The organism is Enterococcus durans (assembly GCF_002277935.1).
In the GTDB taxonomy this organism is placed as follows: Bacteria; Bacillota; Bacilli; order Lactobacillales; family Enterococcaceae; genus Enterococcus_B; species Enterococcus_B durans.
In genome coordinates this window covers 283870-303064 of the sequence record NZ_CP022930.1, presented here as the reverse complement: position 1 = coordinate 303064, position 19195 = coordinate 283870, and the positions used below count along the sequence as shown (strand labels likewise).

Genomic DNA, 19195 nt, shown 5'->3' with positions numbered 1-19195 from the left:
TGTGCATATGGTTCATCGCTACAATAAAGATACGCAAGAAAAGATTTTGAAGGAAGCCAATCGCTTGTTTATGTCAAAGGGATATCTGGGTACTTCAACTAGGGAGATAGCCCAGAGAGCTGGAATCACTCAACCGAACTTGTACCATTATTTTAGTGATAAAGAAAAATTATACAAAGCAGTTCTTGAAGAACATCTGACGACAGTCGGTCAAGATTTAAGAAAAATCTCAGAAACAAGCGATGTGACCTTTCAGCAAACATTGACAGCGATGGCGAGGTATTTGATTGACAGTCATTTGGTCGATCTATTCATGATGCTCCATGATTTGAAACAAAACATTTCAAGCGAAACGAGAAACCATCTTTTTGCGTTATGGAAGCAAAATTATCGTGAACCTTTTGAAGTCATTTTTTCAAAGAACCGAGAAGCACTTCGAGAAAATGTCACACAAGAAATTGCAGCCAGACATTTCTTTTTGATCCTCTCGCCATATATCACACAAGCAGGCAACTCTGTTGAAAAGTCCATGACTGTGGAACAGTTGATCGACTTATATTTACACGGTGTGATCAGTGAATAGTTGCGTTGAACAAAAAATTTAACAGCAACCAGCGGATTACCGTGAGGCACACGATGAAGGGACGAAACATTCCCTTCATATGTGTGTCTTTTTTGACTAAAAGTTCAATTTAAGTTGTCTTTAAGCTTAACATCGTATTGTTTGCTTCACGAGGTGAAAGAACATGAAGAAAGTGATTCTGATTCTTTTTATTGGGTTACTAGGTGTGATAGCGAGCAATGAATCCAACTTTTTTGATAAACAAACAGCTGCAGAAGAAACAAGTACTAGTCAAGAAAAGGTCACGCAAGCTGCAACAACGAGTTCGACAGAAACAAAAACAATGGTAAAAATTGGAAAAGAAGATAGCACGCTATATGCAGACGCTGCGTTGACAACCCCATTAACAGTAGTCAATGGTGGGGAGCTTACTACTTATCTCACCCAAAAAGATGATGCGTATCAAGTAACCACCAATGACGGAACGACGGGATATCTAGCTTTGACAAATGGGAGCATAGTGGAAAAAACAGTGCAGGAGACCCCAACAGAATTATCTGATGCGGTGATCGTAATCGATCCAGGTCACGGAGGAAGTGATACGGGGGCGTTGAGTACCAACGAAGAAATAGAAGAAAAAACGATTACTTTGAGTACAGCTAAGAAAGTAAAGAAAGAACTTGAAGCAGCAGGTGCTACGGTTTATCTTACCCGAACTAGTGATACATTTGTACAGATAGGAGATATCTGTACGTATAGTGAAACAAAAAAAGCGGATATTTTTATTAGTCTGCATGCCGATTCTACAGAGTATGCCAATGAGGCAACAGGAATCACGACGTACTACTATTATCAAGAGAACGAAAAATTAGCCCAGACAGTTTCGGATTCATTTGACGATTTGCCACTTGCCTCAAGAGGCATTGCAACAGGCAATTATCAGGTCTTACGGGAAAATCTTCAACCTGCGCTCTTAGTAGAGATGGGGTACATGAATAATGATGCTGATCTAGCAGAAATGACGACTTCTTCCTATCAACAACAACTAGCAGAAAGCTTAACTGAAGCGTTACGCGATTATTTTGAACTTCAAGGTTGAGCAGCTTCGTATGCTATATTTAAAAAAAGAAAAAAACGTGGGACAAAAGTAAGAAATACTTTTGTCCCATTCTTTAAAAACGAATAAACGGTGGAAGCAGAAGCAACACCCTCGGAAATAAGCCGAAATCCACAAAAATTTGACAAGCAATTTTCGTTGATTCCTTCTTATTTCTCGGAGTTGAACATTTCTGTCCCCGCCTTTTTTTATAATTTCTCAAAGCTAAACGGCTTTTGTTTCGACCTCTTTGATTTGTGAAGATCAGCCCATCAATCTTTTGGCTTTTTCTGTATTGGCAAAGTGAAGTTTGGCATAATTTTCCAGTAAAGGTACCCCGCCTTTTTGTAAAATCTTAGCGGCTACGTGATCAGATTTTGTGCCAGCACCAGAAGGCAGTGTAAAACCTAGTTCTGCAGATGCTTTATCGAGTTCTTCTAAAAAACTCGCGCGACTGATGATAGAGGCAGCTGCTACAGCTAGATGGTATTGTTCCCCTTTAGTAACGAAATAAAGTTTTTCTTGGATTTGATTTTTTTCTGACTGTACATATTTTTTAAAGTTTGCTTCTGGCGTGAACTGATCGATCAAAACAGCATCAGGTTTAGTGGGTGCTATTTTTTGCAACAACAAATGGATTGCTTGATTGTGCAAAGCGACCTTCATCCGAACTGCATTATACTTTGGCTGGATCTCATTGTATTTCTTCGGAGATAAAACAAGTAGCTGATAGGGTATCGTTTCTTTTAGTATCTTCGCTAATTGAACGATCTGTGGATCTTTCATTTCTTTTGAATCGCGCACACCTAATTTTTTCAATAAATCAAGTTTTGTTTTGTCGACATATGCGGCACAGACTGTCAGCGGGCCAAAGTAACTCCCATTGCCGACTTCATCACTTCCTAGGACGGATAAATGAGGAAGATCAGATGGCAAATCAGTACTTTTGCTATTTTTTTTGGCTGCTGATTGGGCTTCACCCCAACGACCAGCTTCTTTTTCTGCATTTGTGCCTTGAAACATGACTTTTCCAGAAGTATAAGCAGTGATCGTAGTGCCGTTTTTTTTTGCTACAAAAGATGTATAAGGAACTTTTTTTGGTAATAAAAAAGTTGAATAAGTTTGTTTCATTTTTTCGATCTGTTTAGTAGTTGTTTTTATGATTACGTTACTCATGGTGCCTCCAATTTATTGACATTGTCCAAAATAGTTTGCTCTCCATACATTCTAAACATAAGAATAGTAGGAGACATAGCATTTTTTTTTAGTTTATCATATAATGATAAAGTAAATTAAAGAAATGTGTGTACAGCTGTTAAATCATTAACTTCATGGTACACTAGATAATAATTTTATCAATAGGGGGAAATGATTCGGATGGCGCACGAAAAAACACGCTATAAAGCAGTGATTGCCGACCAAACTTACACGATCATTGGACGTGAAACGAAACATCACATGGATATCGTGACAAATTTGATCAATGAACAATTAGCAGAGTTGAAGGAATTGTCACCTCAAATCGATAACGAACAAGCAGCTATTTTGATGGCTGTCAATGCGCTCTCGGATCAATTGAAAAAACAAGAAAAAAATTTAGAACTTGAAAAAGAAGTGGCAAACTTAAAGAAAAAAATGATTAAATTTACCGAAATGGAGAACCGGATCAAACGGATCGAAGCAATTGAAAATGAAGCTCGAGAAGTTTTGAAAGAAAACGGACAACCTGACCGTGAAATCAAAAATCATATGGAAGCACAACAAATCTTGAATGAAAAAAGAAAAGGCCAAATCAAACAAAAATCTTCAAATTAACGAGGAGAAAGGAACGTGGCATGTTAAGTTTATTGATTTTATTTATTTTGCTGATTGCGTTTTTTTCAGGGGCCAGGCGAGGTTTTGCTATGCAAGTGGTTTATACGATAGGCTATGTACTATCGTTTTTTGCGGCCCAGCATTTTTACAAACAGTTAGCGGATCATTTAGAGTTATATATTCCTTATCCAGCAGTGACTTCTACATCTAAAATGGTCTTTTTTGATCAAGCGATCTCTTTTAGATTAGATGAGGCTTTTTATGCAGGGGTGGCCTTCTTGCTGATTCTATTGGCAGGTGCGTTGATCACTCGCTTCATCGGGATTTTTGCTCACAGTTTGACCTATGTCCCTGTTTTGAGGCAAGTAGACTGGCTAGCAGGCGGTATTCTGTCTGTTGTGGTTGCTTATGTGACGATTTTCTTGCTTTTGAGCTTATTGACTCTTGTTCCAGTAGATTTTATCCAAAATCAATTTAGTGGAAATAGTCTTGCACGCTTTATTGTTGAGAAGACACCGCTATTGAGTGACAAAATCCATGATCTATGGGTAACGAATATCATCAATCAATAGGATTGATGAAACAAAACGATTGAAAAGAGGTTGTGACAGGACGGCAGAAGCGAAAGAGCTGATGCGAAGAGTTACAACTTTTTTTAGTGAAAGATAAGGTGATAAAGTGAATAACCGAATCCTTGAAACATTAGAATTTGAAAAAGTAAAACAACTTGTCCGTCAATATTTAGTGACAGCTCAAGGGCAAGAAGAACTAGTGAAATTAGTTCCCGTTAATCAGAAAGAACACATCACGGAGTGGTTGGCTGAAACAGAGGATGGATTGAAAGTCCAACGTTTACGTGGAGGCATCCCGATACCAAAATTGGAAAATATCCGACCACATATGAAACGGATCGAAATCGGTGCAGATTTGAATGGGGTTGAATTAGCGGAAGTTTCTCGTGTGTTATCAACAACTAGTGAATTGAAACGATTCATTGATGATCTAGCTGACAGCGAAATCGACTTCTATCGTTTGTATTTTTGGGCTGACCAGCTGGTTACGATCCCGGTTTTAAGCCGTCGACTAAAAGAAGCAATCGATGAAGATGGCAGAGTGACAGATGATGCTTCACCAGAACTAAAAAGTATCCGTCAAAACATTCGTCGCAGCGAACAAACGGTTAGAGAGCAATTAGATGGCATCGTTCGAGGGAAAAACGCGAAATATTTGAGTGATGCAATCATCACGATGCGAAATGATCGCTATGTTATTCCAGTAAAACAAGAATATCGTGGTGTGTTTGGTGGCGTAGTCCATGACCAAAGTGCTTCTGGTCAAACTTTATTTGTTGAGCCAAAACAAATCGTTGACTTGAACAACCGGTTAAGACAGTACCAGATTGCCGAACGTAATGAGGTCCAACGAATATTAAGTGAATTGTCAGCAGAGCTTGTTCCTCATCGTCATGAGATCATCCATAACGCATATGTTATTGGAAAAATGGATATAATGAATGCCAAAGCTCGTTTTGGGAAAGAATTAAAAGCAATTGTTCCGACAATCAGCGAAGAGAATCATGTTGTGCTCAAACAAGCACGGCATCCATTGATCGACCAAGAGAAAGTTGTGGCTAATGACATTACGATCGGTGAGAATTATCAAGCAATCGTCATCACTGGTCCAAATACAGGTGGGAAAACCATCACGTTAAAAACGCTTGGCTTACTTCAATTGATGGGGCAGGCTGGACTGCCGATCCCTGTAGGTGAAGATAGCCAGATCGGAATTTTTGAAGAAGTATTTGCCGATATCGGAGATGAGCAGTCGATCGAACAAAGTTTATCGACTTTTTCTTCTCATATGACCAATACAGTGGATATCTTAGCGAAAGTAAACGAAAAAAGTTTAGTTTTATTTGATGAGTTAGGTGCCGGAACAGACCCGCAAGAAGGAGCAGCATTAGCTATCGCTATCCTAGATGATCTAGGGAAAAAATCAGCGTATGTCATGGCAACGACTCATTATCCAGAGTTGAAAGTGTATGGTTATAATCGTGCCAATACGATCAATGCAAGTATGGAGTTTGATGTGGATACATTGAGCCCAACATATCGTTTACTGATCGGTGTTCCAGGTCGAAGCAACGCATTTGAGATCTCGAGTCGGTTAGGACTAGATCAAGATGTGATCAATGAAGCAAAACAATTGATGAATGATGAAAGCCAAGATTTGAATGAAATGATTTCTGATTTAGAAAGTCGTCGTAAAATGGCTGAAACAGAATACTTGGAAATGCGTCATTATGTTGATGAGGCGCAGAGTTTGTATGAAAATCTAAAAGATGCGTATAGTTATTTCTTTGAAGAACGGGAAAAAGAACTAGAAAAAGCGAAAAAGAAAGCAAATGATCTGGTGGCGGAAGCAGAAGAAAAAGCCGATCACATCATCGCAGATATCCGAAAAATGCAACAACAGATCGGACAAGGAAATGTGAAAGAGCATCAATTGATTGATGCGAAAACACAATTAGCAAACTTACACCAAGAAGAACAATTGAAGAAAAATAAAGTATTGAAAAAAGCGAAGGAACAAAAGACGCTCAAACCTGGGGATGAAGTTCTTGTAACGACTTATGGTCAGCGAGGAACCTTGTTACGTAAAAACGGGGATCAATGGCAAGTGGAGATCGGTATCTTGAAGATGAATGTTTCTGAAAGTGAATTGATGCCAGTAGCTCCGCAAAAAGAACCAACACAAAGAGTGGTGCATACAGTAAGATCAGAATCTGCCAGTCATGTGGCGAATCAACTAGATCTTCGGGGAAAACGTTATGAAGAAGCACTGACTGAAGTGGATCAATATCTTGATGCAGCAATCTTGGCTGGGTATCCTCAAGTCACTATTGTCCATGGTAAAGGAACAGGAGCACTACGCAAAGGGATCACGGACTATCTAAAAAATCATCGAAGTGTAAAAAGCTATGAATTTGCGCCCGCTAATCAAGGTGGGAATGGAGCAACGATCGTTAAGTTTAAATAAAACTTACTTAATGTAAGCAGAATGCTCGTTTCTGGAAAAGAAAAATGCTATAATACCATCAGACTAAAAAATGGAGGTCTTTTATATGTCACAAGTAGTTACAGATACGACATTTAACGAAGAAACAGACAAAGGCTTAGTATTGGTTGACTTTTGGGCAACTTGGTGTGGACCTTGTCGCATGCAAGCACCAATTTTGGACCAATTAGCAGAAGAATACGATGAAGATGAATTCAGGATCGTAAAAATGGATGTAGATGAAAATCCGCAAACACCACAAGAGTTTGGGATCATGAGTATTCCAACGTTATTGTTGAAAAAAGATGGACAAGTAGTTGAAAAAGCGATTGGTGTTCATACGAAAGAACAATTACGTCAAATGATCAGTCAATATCTATAAAATAAACAACCTTACTTATAAGGTCGTGAAAACTAGTTACAAGGATTAAAAAGAGATCGTTCATTCGAATGCAGAGGGTGAGACAAAAAGTGATGTTTACTTTTGTCTCGCCCTCCTCTTTTTGCGCAGTATCATAATGCAGAAGATACTTGTAAAATTTAATTTATTTTCAAAATAAATGACAGTGAAACAACGAATTTATCAATCATGTTATAATGAACACAATGAAATCTGAAAGGAAGTATACAATGAATGAACGTATCAAAAACAAATTAGCTTTACTTCCTGATCAACCAGGCTGCTATTTGATGAAAGATAAAAATGGAACGATCATTTATGTGGGAAAAGCAAAAATCCTAAAGAATCGTGTCCGTTCTTATTTTACAGGTAGCCACAATACCAAAACAGAACGATTAGTTAGTGAGATCGTAGACTTTGAATATATCGTGACTGAATCAAATATCGAAGCCTTGCTTTTAGAAATCAACTTGATCAAGAAGAACGATCCTAAATATAATATCATGCTAAAGGATGACAAGACGTATCCTTTTTTAAAAATCACCAATGAAAAATACCCACGTTTAGTGATCACACGTAAAGTATTGAAGGATAAAGCTTTTTATTTTGGACCTTATCCCGATGTAGGGGCTGCGAATGAAACAAAGAAAATTCTTGATCGACTGTTTCCTTTACGCAAATGTAAGCCAAGTCAAACAAAAGAACCTTGTTTGTATTATCATTTAGGCCAATGTTTATGTCCGTATTACTTTGATGTCGATCCTAAGGTATACACGAAAATCGTCGATGAAGTAAAAGGGTTTCTAAACGGCGGTCATGAAAAAGTTGAGTCAGAGATCCACCAAAAAATGGTGCAGGCTGCTGAAAATATGGAATTTGAAAAAGCTGCAGAATACCGCGATCAGATCCGAGCAATCGAAACGATCATGACAAGACAGAAAATGACGAACACCGATCTAGTTGATCGAGATGTATTTGGTTATGCCATCGATAAAGGGTGGATGTGTGTCCAAGTATTTTTTGTGAGACAAGGAAAATTGATCGAACGTGACGTTTCTATCTTTCCTTTTTACAATGAAGCGGAAGAAGACTTTTTAACGTATATCGGCCAATTCTATCAAGAAAATGAACATTTCATCCCCAAGGAAGTCTTGATCCCTGATACGATCGACCAATTAAGCGTGGAAGCTCTATTAGATACCAAAGTGTTACAGCCAAAAAAAGGCGAAAAGAAAAAACTAGTGGAACTTGCCAATAAAAATGCAGCGGTTGCTTTAAATGAACGGTTTGATCTGATTGCACGAAAACAAGAACGAACGATTGGTGCCGTGGAACGGTTAGGAAATGCAATGAACATCCCTACACCAACACGTATCGAATCTTTCGATAATTCTAATATCATGGGAACAAATCCAGTCGCTGCGATGGTCGTATTTATTGACGGGAAACCAGCAAAAAAGGAATACCGCAAATATAAGATCAAAACAGTGAAGGGACCTGATGACTACGCCTCCATGAGGGAAGTTATCTATCGTCGATATGCACGTGTGATCCGTGAAGGCTTGCCTTTGCCTGATTTGATCTTGATCGATGGGGGAAAAGGTCAAGTCGATGTTGCAAAAGATGTGTTGGAGAACCAGTTAGGTATCGATATTCCCGTAGCAGGAATGGCCAAAAATGAAAAGCATAAAACGAATGAATTACTTTTTGGTTCAGATCTAGCTGTCGTTCCATTGGAAAGAAATTCACCTGAGTTCTTTTTATTGCAACGAGTACAAGATGAAGTCCATCGATTTGCAATCACCTTTCACCGACAACTTCGAAGTAAAAATAGTTTTGCTTCTCGCTTAGATGAAATCGAAGGATTAGGGCCAAAACGGAAAAAAACTCTTTTGAAAGAATTCAAATCTCTTAAAAATATTACAGCAGCAACAGTCGAAGAACTTCAACAAATCGGCTTACCTAAAAATGTCGCACAAAATGTTTTTGACAAATTACATGAAAACTAACAGAGGACGCTTTACAAACACTGTAAAGTGTCCTATCATTTTTTATAAGAAAAATGATAGCCAACAATCGTTTCGGTACAATAGGGGGTATTTCTTCTTAAATGTCAGGTTCCCCTCTTGGTTTTATTCTTACGAATGTATGCGATTTATTTTTTGAAGAAATATACTAGCGGCGAAGGAGTGAAACGATGTTAGAAGTTAAAGATCTGGTAAAGACTTTTGGGAACTACACAGCTGTTGACCATGTATCATTTCAGATTCCAGATGGAAAGATCATGGGATTGATCGGACAAAACGGGGCGGGAAAAACCACGACGTTTCGACTGATTTTAGATTTTTTGACACAAGATCAAGGGGAAGTATTATGGAATGGTCATCATTTAGGAGAAAAAGATTACGATATCATTGGGTATCTGCCTGAAGAACGAGGATTATATCCAAAAGTGACGATCCAAGATCAACTGGTGTATTTTGCGGAATTACGAGGAAAATCAAAAAAAGAAATTGAACCGAAAATCGATTTTTGGATGGAAAAATTCCAAGTAAAAGGCAAGAAAACAGATAAGGTCAAATCGCTATCAAAAGGAAATCAGCAAAAGGTACAGTTGATCGCTACGTTGATCCATGAACCCAAGCTGATCATCCTAGATGAACCATTTAGCGGGTTGGATCCAGTAAACGCAGAACTATTGAAAGATGGGATCATCGAATTAAAAGAGAAGGGTTCTTGTGTGATTTTCTCAAGTCATAATATGGATAATGTTGAAAAAATCTGTGATCATTTGATCATGTTGCGAAATGGGAAAATGGTTTTAGATGGAAAAGTACATGAAATCAGAGAATCTTTTGGCCGAACAAAAGTATTTTTAGAATCTGATCTGACACAACAAGACGTAGCTGAAATCGAAGGAGTAAAACATGTGATCCTTCATGAAGACCAAACATTGGAAGTCACATTAGAAGATCCAGATGCAGGAAAAGAGATTTTCACACGAGCAACTCAGTTTGGCTACATTCCGATGTTCAATCAGCAACCGCCTACTTTGGAAGAAATCTTCAAAATGAAAGCAGGTGAGATGGATGCGTAAATTTTGGATCATTACAAAAGATGTCTATTTAAAAAATATCAAATCTATTTCTTTTCTGATCATGATCTTAGTTCCATTTATTATGATGGGGGTCATTTACGTTGCAGGGAATTTTGCGCAACAAAATAGTGAGGTCAATACAATTGGGGTCCTATCAGATGATCCGCAGTTGACACAACAACTAGGTCAAGTGAAAACAGATGATTTTGAGTTTAAAGCAATCGATTCAACAAAAAAGGCACAAAAAGAATTGGCGGATGAAAAAATCGATGCCTATATGACTGTTTCGGTAGCTAATGAGGAGGTCAAAGGGAAACTCTATAGCGAAAATTCATTAGGGCAAAGTACGCAGTTGCTTATCCAACAACAACTGACGGGTGTGCAATCGATGCTTAGAGCAAGTACGCTGGGCGTTTCGCCAGAAGAAGTAGCAAGTCTTAGTCAGCCAGCAAGTTTTTCCCGACAAAAAGTCAGTTTCAACGATCAAGGAAAGATGACTGTGGGAGAAGACAATTCTGATGTACAATATGTAGTTAGCTATGTTGCAACGATCATCTTGTTCATCATTATCTTAACGTATGCACAAATCATTGCACAGGAGATTGCTTCTGAAAAGGGTACGCGTATCATGGAAGTGATCTTATCTAGTACAACGGCTCAAAAACATTTCTATGGCAAATTGACAGGCGTTTTGCTTGTTGCTGTGACACAAATGGCATTATATGGCGTGATTTTTGGCGTCGGATTTAATCAATTCAAAAATATGGATATCGTGAAAAGTGCTTTAGATGGGATTTCTTTAGATAGCATTTTTGGACCATTCCTATGGTATTCATTGCTATTCATGTTTTTTGGCATCTTGATATTCGCTGTTCTAGCAGCACTATGCGGATCATTAGTGAATAAAGCAGAAGATACAGCAAAGGCGATTTTACCTGTCACTTATTTATCGCTAGGTGGATATATGTTAGGTCTGATCTTAGGTGCGTCTGATCCTAATAATATCGTCATTCGTATCACCTCTTATATTCCATTCCTTTCTTCTTACATCATGCCTGTTCGTTTAGCGAATGAAACGGTCGATGTGAGTGGAGCGATGGTGTCACTTGTCATATTGATCGTAGTCACTTTTGTTTTAATGTTTCTTTCTGCAAATATGTACAAATCCAATGTGCTTGTTTATAGCGAGGGTGGACTATGGAGTTCATTGAAACAATCGATATCGATCATGAGAAATGAACGCAAAAAATCGTAACACAAAACGAAGATGAAGAAACATGTTCACTAAGAGGAGTTTTCTTAGTGGATGTGTTTCTTTTTATAGATAGACCAATATTTTTTTGATCCGAAGTGAATTAAGATTTTAATGTTGAAAAAAGCGCTTATATTCACTATAATTTTAAGTATACCAATCTGGAGGTCTTAGAATGGATCAATATTTAGAGTTATTGTCAGAAAAATTCCCTACAACGGAAGATGTGATCACAGAGATCATTAATCTGGAGGCAATCTTGCAGCTTCCGAAAGGGACAGAGCTGTTTTTAAGTGATATCCATGGAGAATTTCCAGCGTTCGATCATATTTTGCGTATTGGTTCAGGAAATTTAAAAGAAAAAATCAAAGAGTTGTTTCATGACTCTTTGGATGAAGAAGACATCAAACAACTGACGATCTTTGTTGCTTATCCAGAATATGCTGTCACAACTGAATGGTACGAAAAGCAACACAAATCACAGCTGATCCATCAATTGATCGAATTGTTACGTTTTACTTCTGTAAAGTATACACGTTCAAAAGTTCGAAAAGAACTGCCTAAAGAGTATAGTTACATCATTGAGGAATTATTGTATATCGACGACCGAGTTGCCGGCAAAAAAGAGTATGTCAAAAAAATCATTGATCAATTGACGTTGATGGGTGAAGAACAGCGTTTTTTGAAAAAATTGGCGCAGACGATCCAAACAATGGTCATTGATCATGTCCATATTGTTGGGGATATCTTTGATCGAGGTACCCAAGCTGCAAAAGTAATGGATCGACTGATGAAATTCTCATCTATCGATATCCAATGGGGAAACCACGATCTTTTATGGCTTGGCGCTTATTGCGGTTCGGAAGCCTGCTTATTGACACTGTTAAGGATTGCCGCTCGGTACAACTATTTATTTGATTTGGAGAAAGAATATGGCTTGAACTTTCGTATTCTAGCTTCTTTTTCAAATGATAATTATGATGAAAATCCTCTGTTTACACCAAAAAATCATGAGGAGTTAACAACAAGAGAACGAAAAGAAATGGAGAAGATCCATCAGGCACTTGCAATCATGCAATTTAAAGTGGAGTCACAAATATTAGAACGACGACCAGAGTTTGAGATGTCCCAACGAGATTTATTGACTCAAATCGACTATTCTCACAACACGATCAAGTTAGACGGAACGGTTCATACGATCAATGGCGCTTGCTTTCAAACGATTGATCCAAAGAATCCGAATCAATTGTTGCCAGAAGAAAGACAAGTGATCGATAGCTTGATGTACTCATTTCAACATTCTTTGAGAATGAAGAAGCATATGGAATTTTTATTGACCAAAGGAGCAATGTATCTGACCTATAATCAGCATCTTTTGTTTCATGGATGTATACCGATCGATCAAGAAGGTGGCTTCCTGTCATTTTCTTTAGAAAATAAAAGTTATTCTGGTAAAGAATTATTGGACTTCTTTGAACAGCAGATCCGAACTAGTGCGAAAAAGATTACTGTGAAAGATGATCTGGCAACAGATTTGATTTGGTATGCTTGGATCGGTCCATTTTCGCCGCTCTTTGGGAAAAGTAAGATGGCAACATTTGAACGTTATTTCCTAACCGAAAAGGAAACTCATATAGAGAAAAGAAATCCTTATTATACTTTAAGAAACGAGGAATGGTTCAGCAAGAAAGTTCTTAAAGAATTTGGTGTAGAAGAAAATGGATCAGTCATCATCAACGGTCATACTCCGGTCAAAGTCAAAAAAGGAGAATCACCGATCAGAGCCAATGGTACCGTCTTTGTGATTGATGGTGGATTATCGAAGGCGTATCAAAAAACGACTGGGATCGCTGGTTATTCGCTATTGTGTAACTCTTATGGTTTTCAAATCGTTACACATTACCCCTTCCTTGGTATTGAACAGCAGTTAAAAAAGACGAGTAATCAAGCAGATGTCAAGAAAGTGATCGATCAACAACTACCTAGAAAATTTAACCGAGACACATCCAAAGGAATAGAGTTGCAACAACAAGTCAACCAATTGAAGCGTTTATTGGCTTATCAACGCAAACAATAAAAAAATACGCGGAAGACTGATAGATTCAAGTGATCTGCGTATCATATTGCATTAATATTCTTGCACAAAATAGGTGAATAGCTGCTGATCAAATGGATTTGTGCGGTGGGTAAGCTCTGGATGCCATTGGACACCTAATAGTTTTAGTTCCGTACTTTCCACGCCTTCAATCAGGCCATCCGGTGAAAGAGCAGTAGCTTTTAGATCAGGGGCCAATTCTTTTACTGCTTGATGATGGTACGAATTTACAAAATACGATGTAGGAAGAAATTTATTTAATGTCGTATCCGTAAGAATAGTGACTTCATGAGTGGCAAATTGTGGCTCAGTCGGAAATTGATCGTGTTTGACAGACCAGTCGGAATATAGAGATAGGTCTTGGTATAAGCTTCCTCCAAGGGCGACATTCAAAAGTTGCATGCCACGACAAACTGCGAGGATCGGTTTCTTTTGTTTTAGTGCTTCTTTGATCAATGCTTCTTCAAAATGATCTCTTTGTAGATTCGTTTCCATCAGTTTAGGATGCGGAGCTTCATGATAAAGTTGAGGTGAAACATCTTGACCGCCTGCAAGGATCAGCTTGTCGATCTTCTGGATGTAAGAAGACGCACTGCTAGGTTCAGAGATCGGCAAGATCATAGGCAGTCCGCCAGCCTGCTGGACCGCGTTGACAAATCCTTGAGGGGTATAGGTTACTTGGTTTCCCTGAAAGGTATCAGTTGCTCTGATCAACTGATTACCGGCAATTCCAATGATAGGTGACATAATAATTCCTCCCAATAATAAATTAGACATATTCTATCAGTAATTTAAAAATTTTTAAAACACTTTGTATATATGAAGAAAAAACTTATTTTGTCGTTCGTCCCTTTGGAAAAATAATTTTTTACAAAGAGAATGAGAGAACGCTGTTGAATTCTATTCATATTTTGTTATACTTTAATTAAAGTACGAATAAAAAAGGTTGGGCGCAAGCTTCAAGGATCTAGTTCTTCAAGGGGTGAGAAGAACGTTTTTTGAAAGTGCCTGATTTTAAACAGTTATCTTAAAAGGGTACATACTTTCAATGAAAAAGAAAGCATGTGCCCTTTTTTTTAACAGAAAGGATGTGTGAATTTTGCTAGAGGCTCTAGAGAAGATAAAAGAAGCGGAACAAAAAAATCAACAATCGTTGGTCAAGTTGAACGAAGAATTAAATAATTATTCTGAGTCAAAAGAAAAAGAATTAGCAGTAATAGAAGAAAAACATCGGCAACAGTTAGCGCAGTTGATCGAGGAGAAAATCAGTTTGGAAGAAAAACAAACTGCAGAACAAAAAGAGCAGTTGAAGGCAACTGAAAAAGAACTTCAGGAACGCTTGCTTGAGCAATATCAGACACATCAAGAACAAGCAATCGCGGCGATTATCGAAAGGGTGATACAGACATATGGCCGTCACTAAGATGGAAAAAGTGACTCTCATTTCAGATAAGAAAAATCAAGAGCAGATCCTGCAAGCTGTCCAAGGAATGCATGCTGTTGAAATTCGTGACCTTTTTCAAGAATCTGAGAATAATGAATGGGTAGAAAAATATTTCCCTGAAACTGCTACGATCGACAAAGAATCTAAAGCAGCCGTTTTGACAAGTGAACTATCAGAAATAAGAACAGCGATTCAATTTATTGAACATCACGGGGAAAAAGGACAGAAAAAAAGACATCTAAAAAGACGGGAACTCTCTTTGCAAGAATTGGAAAGAGATTACTCTGAAGAGGCGTTTCAAAGGAAATTAAATGAAGTACTCTCACTGAAAGAACGATGGGAACAATTGATAGATGAACGTGATCAGTTAGAAAGTGAAGAAGAATGGTTGAATAACTGGCAAAATCTTGATGCGACACCTTCTGCTTTTCTTAGTCAGGTTACGTCATTCGTCATCGGAACAGTCAGTGCAGCCAATGCCGAAGCCTTCAAAGAAGAACTGGCAAAGATACAAGATATCTATCTTGAGGAAGTCAATGCGACACAAACAACGGTCTATTTTGCTTATATCGTTTTACAAAACAAGATGCAAGCTGTAGATGATATCGCTAGTCGTTATGGGTTCGTCAAAGAAGAGTATAAATACGAAAATAGTCCGCGCCAACAGCTAAATGTTGTAAAGAAACAACTAACTGAAATCAGTAAGCAACAAAAGAAGCTTGCTTCTGAAATTGCTAGTTGCAGTGGCTATATTGTTGAATTTGAATGGACAGAAGAAATCCTTTTGGCTAGAGCAGAGCGAGTAGCAATCACGAATCGACTGGTCCGCTCACCATACTTGATCATTGTGCAAGGTTGGATAGATAGTGAAGAAAAAGAAGATTTTATCCATTTGTTGCAACAAGAACATTTGGCAGAAGAAGTATATGTCAGTTTTGAAGAACCAACGGTGAACGAAATAGCAGAAGAAGTACCAACTAAACTGAAAAACCATCCAATCGTAGCACCATTTGAAATGTTGACGGAGATGTACAGTTTGCCAAAGTATGAAGAGGTAGATCCTACGCCATGGATGACCCCATTTTATCTAGTCTTTTTCGGGATGATGGTGGCTGATATTGGGTATGGATTACTGATGTTTCTAGGCGCTTTTCTTGTCCAAAGATTCATCGTACTGCCTCGTAGTATGCAGCGATTTGCTAAATTTTTTGAGATTTTAGCGGTCCCTTCAATTATTTGGGGATTCATCTATAGTTCCTTCTTCGGAAACGAGCTGCCAAAAGAGATAGGTGGTATCCATTTACCGTTTCCGATATTATCAACGACCAACGATGTCAATACGATCTTGATCTTGTCTGTCATCTTTGGCTTGATCCAAATACTAGTTGGATTATTTATTGCAGCAAAGGAAAATATGAAACGTAAAGCGTATATCGATGCGGTCAATGAAGGTTTCGCTTGGCAAGGGATTTTGATGGGGATCATCTTTGTTTTGCTAGGCATGATGATCTTGAAGAACCAAGCATTTGTTTACCTAGGAATCGGATTAGCAGTTCTTTCCGCATTGTGCATCCTGATCATTCCTATTTTTCAATCTTCATCGAAAGTCAAAGGGATGGCGAAGGGTGCCTATAACTTGTATGGCTTGACCGGATATATCGGAGATTTGGTCAGTTACACTCGTTTGATGGCTTTAGGAATATCTGGAGGGAGCATCGGTGCTGCGTTCAATATGTTAGTGGCATTCATGCCACCCGCTGCACGTTTTAGTGTGGGGATCATCCTGATCATTGCACTTCATGCCCTTAATATGTTTTTGACACTTTTAAGTGCATATGTCCATGGTGCAAGATTACAATACGTTGAATTTTTTGGGAAATTTTATAGTGGAGGCGGACGTGCCTTCAAACCGTTCAAAACAGCGGAGAAATACGTCAACATCAATCATAAGAAAAAATAGATATAATTGGAGGAATTTGAAACAATGATGGATTATTTGATTAGTCAAAACGGTGGAATGGTATTTGCGGTATTAGCGATGGCAACAGCAACGATTTTTTCAGGGATTGGATCTGCTAAAGGAGTTGGTATGACAGGGGAAGCTGCAGCAGCTTTGACGACAAGCCAACCGGAAAAATTTGGTCAAGCACTGATTTTACAGTTGCTTCCAGGGACACAGGGACTTTACGGATTTGTTATTGCCTTTTTGATCTTCATCAATTTGGGAAGCGATATGACAGTTGTTCAAGGACTTAATTTTTTAGGTGCCTCTTTACCAATCGCATTTACGGGCCTATTTTCTGGTATCGCTCAAGGGAAAGTTGCCGCTGCTGGTATTCAAATCTTAGCGAAAAAACCAGAACACGCAACGAAAGGAATCATTTATGCGGCGATGGTAGAGACATATGCTATCCTAGGATTCGTTATTTCTTTCTTACTTGTTCTAAATGCTTAAGATTCATAAGGAGGAAGCCCAGTGGATGCTATTGATAAAATCATCACGCAGATGAATAAAACAGCGCAAGAAGAACGAACACTTCTCGAAGCGACGAAACGAAACGAAATCGAGCAAGAATTTGAAACGAAGCGATTAAAATTAGAAAATGACTTTCAAAAACAAAAAGCAAGGCAATTAGAAGGCATTGAGCGAAATTACCGCCAATTGAGAAATAGACAGCAAGTAGAAAGTCGACAACAGACGTTGAATGAGAAGCAAAATTTTTTGCAACGATTATTTACAGAAGCTACTACTCAACTGGAAAGCCAACCTAAAGAAGCGCAAATCGATTTGATGACAGAAATGCTTCATACATTGACTTTGACGGGACAAGTTCGTTTGATTTTAGGCGAAAAAACAGTGGATCATGTTTCTTTAGAATTGATCGATAAGTGGAATAATGAACTTCCCTTTGAATTGGTATTGGATGAAGAAGTGATTGAAAAGCAAGCTGGTTTTTTGATCGATGATCAAGGCGTACAGTATAACTTTTTGTACCGTAATTTAATAAGAGAAGTGGAAGAAACGATGCGCTTTGAAATTGCTCAACAATTATTTGATTAAGGAGGGATGACGAATGGAGTACCATGAATTGAATCCCTTGATACGTGGCAGAGAACTGGAATTGATCTCTAAAGAGACCTTTGACCGAATGCTTCAAGTTGATTCAATCGAAGACCTTGGAGAGATTTTAAAGACCACGATCTACAGTCCCTATATCCACGAAGGATTTGAGTATGATTTTGAAGACAATCTTGCAAAAGAACGAAGCGAGTTATTCAAATGGTTGAAAGAGTCTTCCCCAGAACCAGAAATCGTTTGGATCTACACGATGCGTTATACATTTCATAATTTGAAGGTGTTGACGAAGTCAGAGATGACTGGAAAAGATTTAGACCATCTGTTCATTGATGATGGGTTCTATACACTTGAGGAAGTAAAAGATGCGATCCATACACAAGCATCGTCTGTCTTACCAAGTAACCTGATGACTTGTATCAAAGAAGTGCGAGAATATTTTGATGCCTCTTCTGTTTTGCAGGGAATCGATGTCATTTATGATCGATGTTTTCTGACAGAACAGCGTAGATTAGGGGAAAAACTTGGCTATCAGGAGTTACTAGAAGAAATCATCGCTTTCATTGATTTGACGAATATTACAACTATGGCAAGAGGAATCCTACAGCAACAATCGCTTGGATTCATGACCACAGTCATCTCTAGCTCAGGAGAGATTGCGAAGGAAAGTTTCTTGTCCTTTGTGCACAGTGATCTCGAATCGTATATTCAATTTTTACAATCTACAAATTATAGCGAGTTATTAAAACCGATAATACAGGATGGAACGATCGATTTGGTGAGGTTAGAGCAACTGAAAGATGACTATTTAAGTTCTTATTATCAAATTGCTCAGACCCAAGCTTTTGGACCTTTACCTCTATTGGCCTTTATGAACGCGAAAGAAATAGAATGCAAGAATCTTCGACTGTTGATCATTGGTAAACGAAATCATTTTTCGATCGAACAGTTAAAAGAAAGGATGAGACAAGTCTATGACGCATAAAATAGGTGTAGTGGGCGATAAAGATTCTGTCTTGCCATTCAAATTATTTGGATTCGATGTTCGAAATAGTGCTACGAAGCAGGAGATCAGACACGCTGTTGATGAGATGGCTAAACAAGGATACGGGGTCATTTATTTAACGGAGCAGTGCGCAAAGGAAATCCCTGAAACGATCGAACGTTATAAAGGACAGTTGACACCAGCAATCATCTTGATCCCAAATCATCAAGGATCTTTGGGGATCGGGATTGCTGAGATACAAAAAAGTGTAGAAAAAGCAGTTGGACAAAATATCTTATAATAGAAAAAGGAGATA

18 protein-coding genes and 1 other annotated feature are annotated in these 19195 nt (G+C 38.3%); of the genes, 16 read left to right on the top strand and 2 right to left on the bottom strand.

Features of this window, described 5'->3' with window-relative positions; genetic code table 11:
- Positions 1–7: 7 nt before the first annotated feature.
- Positions 8–583 carry a TetR/AcrR family transcriptional regulator gene (locus tag CJZ72_RS01490; protein WP_081135585.1) on the top strand — a complete coding sequence of 192 codons (576 nt, stop codon included), beginning with the start codon at positions 8–10 and terminating at the stop codon, positions 581–583.
- 163 nt (positions 584–746) lie between these two features.
- On the top strand, positions 747–1661 hold the full coding sequence (locus tag CJZ72_RS01485; protein WP_081135587.1) for an N-acetylmuramoyl-L-alanine amidase family protein: 915 nt from the start codon (positions 747–749) through the stop codon (positions 1659–1661).
- Positions 1662–1922: 261 nt separating this feature from the next.
- Here CJZ72_RS01485 and rnhC read toward each other — a convergent pair whose 3' ends face one another.
- Positions 1923–2834: a ribonuclease HIII gene (rnhC, locus tag CJZ72_RS01480; protein ID WP_081135589.1), complete on the bottom strand. Its 912-nt coding sequence runs from the start codon at positions 2832–2834 to the stop codon at positions 1923–1925.
- A 201-nt stretch (positions 2835–3035) separates the two neighbouring features.
- Between rnhC and zapA the strand changes: the two genes are divergently transcribed.
- The 8 genes from zapA to CJZ72_RS01440 all read left to right on the top strand — a co-directional run bounded on the left by zapA (position 3036) and on the right by CJZ72_RS01440 (position 13356).
- Positions 3036–3473, top strand: coding sequence for a cell division protein ZapA (gene zapA, locus CJZ72_RS01475; protein ID WP_005878354.1), 438 nt, complete (start codon positions 3036–3038; stop codon positions 3471–3473).
- Positions 3474–3493: 20 nt separating this feature from the next.
- Positions 3494–4045 (top strand): CvpA family protein, encoded by a 552-nt coding sequence (locus CJZ72_RS01470; RefSeq protein WP_081135591.1) that lies wholly within the window; start codon positions 3494–3496, stop codon positions 4043–4045.
- Positions 4046–4151: 106 nt separating this feature from the next.
- Entirely contained in the window at positions 4152–6512 is a 2361-nt protein-coding gene (locus tag CJZ72_RS01465) for an endonuclease MutS2 (RefSeq protein WP_081135594.1), read from the top strand.
- Positions 6513–6597: 85 nt separating this feature from the next.
- Positions 6598–6912 (top strand): thioredoxin, encoded by a 315-nt coding sequence (gene trxA / locus CJZ72_RS01460; protein ID WP_053109215.1) that lies wholly within the window; start codon positions 6598–6600, stop codon positions 6910–6912.
- Between the two features lie 248 nt (positions 6913–7160).
- Positions 7161–8939, top strand: coding sequence for an excinuclease ABC subunit UvrC (uvrC, locus tag CJZ72_RS01455; protein WP_053109214.1), 1779 nt, complete (start codon positions 7161–7163; stop codon positions 8937–8939).
- Between the two features lie 188 nt (positions 8940–9127).
- On the top strand, positions 9128–10027 hold the full coding sequence (locus tag CJZ72_RS01450; protein WP_053109213.1) for an ABC transporter ATP-binding protein: 900 nt from the start codon (positions 9128–9130) through the stop codon (positions 10025–10027).
- A complete protein-coding gene (locus CJZ72_RS01445; protein ID WP_081135600.1) occupies positions 10020–11282 on the top strand; it encodes an ABC transporter permease in 1263 nt (420 codons plus the stop codon). The genes CJZ72_RS01450 and CJZ72_RS01445 overlap by 8 nt, the downstream gene beginning before the upstream one ends.
- 172 nt (positions 11283–11454) lie before the next feature.
- Positions 11455–13356 (top strand): fructose-1,6-bisphosphatase, encoded by a 1902-nt coding sequence (locus tag CJZ72_RS01440; RefSeq protein WP_081135603.1) that lies wholly within the window; start codon positions 11455–11457, stop codon positions 13354–13356.
- A 51-nt stretch (positions 13357–13407) separates the two neighbouring features.
- Here CJZ72_RS01440 and CJZ72_RS01435 read toward each other — a convergent pair whose 3' ends face one another.
- On the bottom strand, positions 13408–14121 hold the full coding sequence (locus CJZ72_RS01435) for a gamma-glutamyl-gamma-aminobutyrate hydrolase family protein (RefSeq protein ID WP_095443567.1): 714 nt from the start codon (positions 14119–14121) through the stop codon (positions 13408–13410).
- A 197-nt stretch (positions 14122–14318) separates the two neighbouring features.
- Positions 14319–14366, top strand: a sequence feature (sodium ion sensor (DUF1646 type); this cis-regulatory element may regulate processes involved in with the transportation of sodium ions).
- A gap of 161 nt (positions 14367–14527) precedes the next feature.
- On the opposite strand from CJZ72_RS01435, the gene CJZ72_RS01430 reads away from it, so the two are divergent.
- Genes CJZ72_RS01430 through CJZ72_RS01405 form a run of 6 tightly spaced genes read left to right on the top strand, consistent with a single transcriptional unit; the run spans position 14528 to position 19180 of the window.
- Entirely contained in the window at positions 14528–14797 is a 270-nt protein-coding gene (locus CJZ72_RS01430; RefSeq protein WP_227326296.1) for a hypothetical protein, read from the top strand.
- The gene (locus CJZ72_RS01425) at positions 14784–16778 is read left to right on the top strand and encodes a V-type ATP synthase subunit I (RefSeq protein WP_081135611.1); all 1995 of its coding nucleotides are present in this window, start codon (positions 14784–14786) and stop codon (positions 16776–16778) included. The genes CJZ72_RS01430 and CJZ72_RS01425 overlap by 14 nt, the downstream gene beginning before the upstream one ends.
- A gap of 24 nt (positions 16779–16802) precedes the next feature.
- Positions 16803–17273, top strand: a complete 471-nt coding sequence (locus CJZ72_RS01420; protein WP_005878375.1) for a V-type ATP synthase subunit K — start codon at positions 16803–16805, stop codon at positions 17271–17273.
- A gap of 21 nt (positions 17274–17294) precedes the next feature.
- Positions 17295–17879 (top strand): hypothetical protein, encoded by a 585-nt coding sequence (locus tag CJZ72_RS01415; protein WP_005878377.1) that lies wholly within the window; start codon positions 17295–17297, stop codon positions 17877–17879.
- 13 nt (positions 17880–17892) lie between these two features.
- Complete coding sequence (locus CJZ72_RS01410) at positions 17893–18879, top strand: V-type ATPase subunit (RefSeq protein ID WP_081135614.1); 987 nt, start codon at positions 17893–17895, stop codon at positions 18877–18879.
- Positions 18869–19180: a V-type ATP synthase subunit F gene (locus CJZ72_RS01405; RefSeq protein WP_053109206.1), complete on the top strand. Its 312-nt coding sequence runs from the start codon at positions 18869–18871 to the stop codon at positions 19178–19180. Before CJZ72_RS01410 ends, CJZ72_RS01405 begins: the two co-directional genes overlap by 11 nt.
- Positions 19181–19195: the final 15 nt, after the last annotated feature.

What these genes read in the sequence shown, in the direction of transcription:
- CJZ72_RS01420 (WP_005878375.1), top strand. Translation starts at nt 16,803, where the DNA reads ATGATGGATTATTTGATTAGTCAAAACGGTGGAATGGTATTTGCGGTA.
- CJZ72_RS01490 (WP_081135585.1), top strand. Translation starts at nt 8, where the DNA reads ATGGTTCATCGCTACAATAAAGATACGCAAGAAAAGATTTTGAAGGAA.
- trxA (WP_053109215.1), top strand. Translation starts at nt 6,598, where the DNA reads ATGTCACAAGTAGTTACAGATACGACATTTAACGAAGAAACAGACAAA.
- CJZ72_RS01425 (WP_081135611.1), top strand. Translation starts at nt 14,784, where the DNA reads ATGGCCGTCACTAAGATGGAAAAAGTGACTCTCATTTCAGATAAGAAA.
- rnhC (WP_081135589.1), bottom strand. Translation starts at nt 2,834, where the DNA reads ATGAGTAACGTAATCATAAAAACAACTACTAAACAGATCGAAAAAATG.
- CJZ72_RS01435 (WP_095443567.1), bottom strand. Translation starts at nt 14,121, where the DNA reads ATGTCACCTATCATTGGAATTGCCGGTAATCAGTTGATCAGAGCAACT.
- CJZ72_RS01485 (WP_081135587.1), top strand. Translation starts at nt 747, where the DNA reads ATGAAGAAAGTGATTCTGATTCTTTTTATTGGGTTACTAGGTGTGATA.
- zapA (WP_005878354.1), top strand. Translation starts at nt 3,036, where the DNA reads ATGGCGCACGAAAAAACACGCTATAAAGCAGTGATTGCCGACCAAACT.
- CJZ72_RS01410 (WP_081135614.1), top strand. Translation starts at nt 17,893, where the DNA reads ATGGAGTACCATGAATTGAATCCCTTGATACGTGGCAGAGAACTGGAA.
- CJZ72_RS01470 (WP_081135591.1), top strand. Translation starts at nt 3,494, where the DNA reads ATGTTAAGTTTATTGATTTTATTTATTTTGCTGATTGCGTTTTTTTCA.
- CJZ72_RS01450 (WP_053109213.1), top strand. Translation starts at nt 9,128, where the DNA reads ATGTTAGAAGTTAAAGATCTGGTAAAGACTTTTGGGAACTACACAGCT.
- CJZ72_RS01405 (WP_053109206.1), top strand. Translation starts at nt 18,869, where the DNA reads ATGACGCATAAAATAGGTGTAGTGGGCGATAAAGATTCTGTCTTGCCA.
- uvrC (WP_053109214.1), top strand. Translation starts at nt 7,161, where the DNA reads ATGAATGAACGTATCAAAAACAAATTAGCTTTACTTCCTGATCAACCA.
- CJZ72_RS01440 (WP_081135603.1), top strand. Translation starts at nt 11,455, where the DNA reads ATGGATCAATATTTAGAGTTATTGTCAGAAAAATTCCCTACAACGGAA.
- CJZ72_RS01445 (WP_081135600.1), top strand. Translation starts at nt 10,020, where the DNA reads ATGCGTAAATTTTGGATCATTACAAAAGATGTCTATTTAAAAAATATC.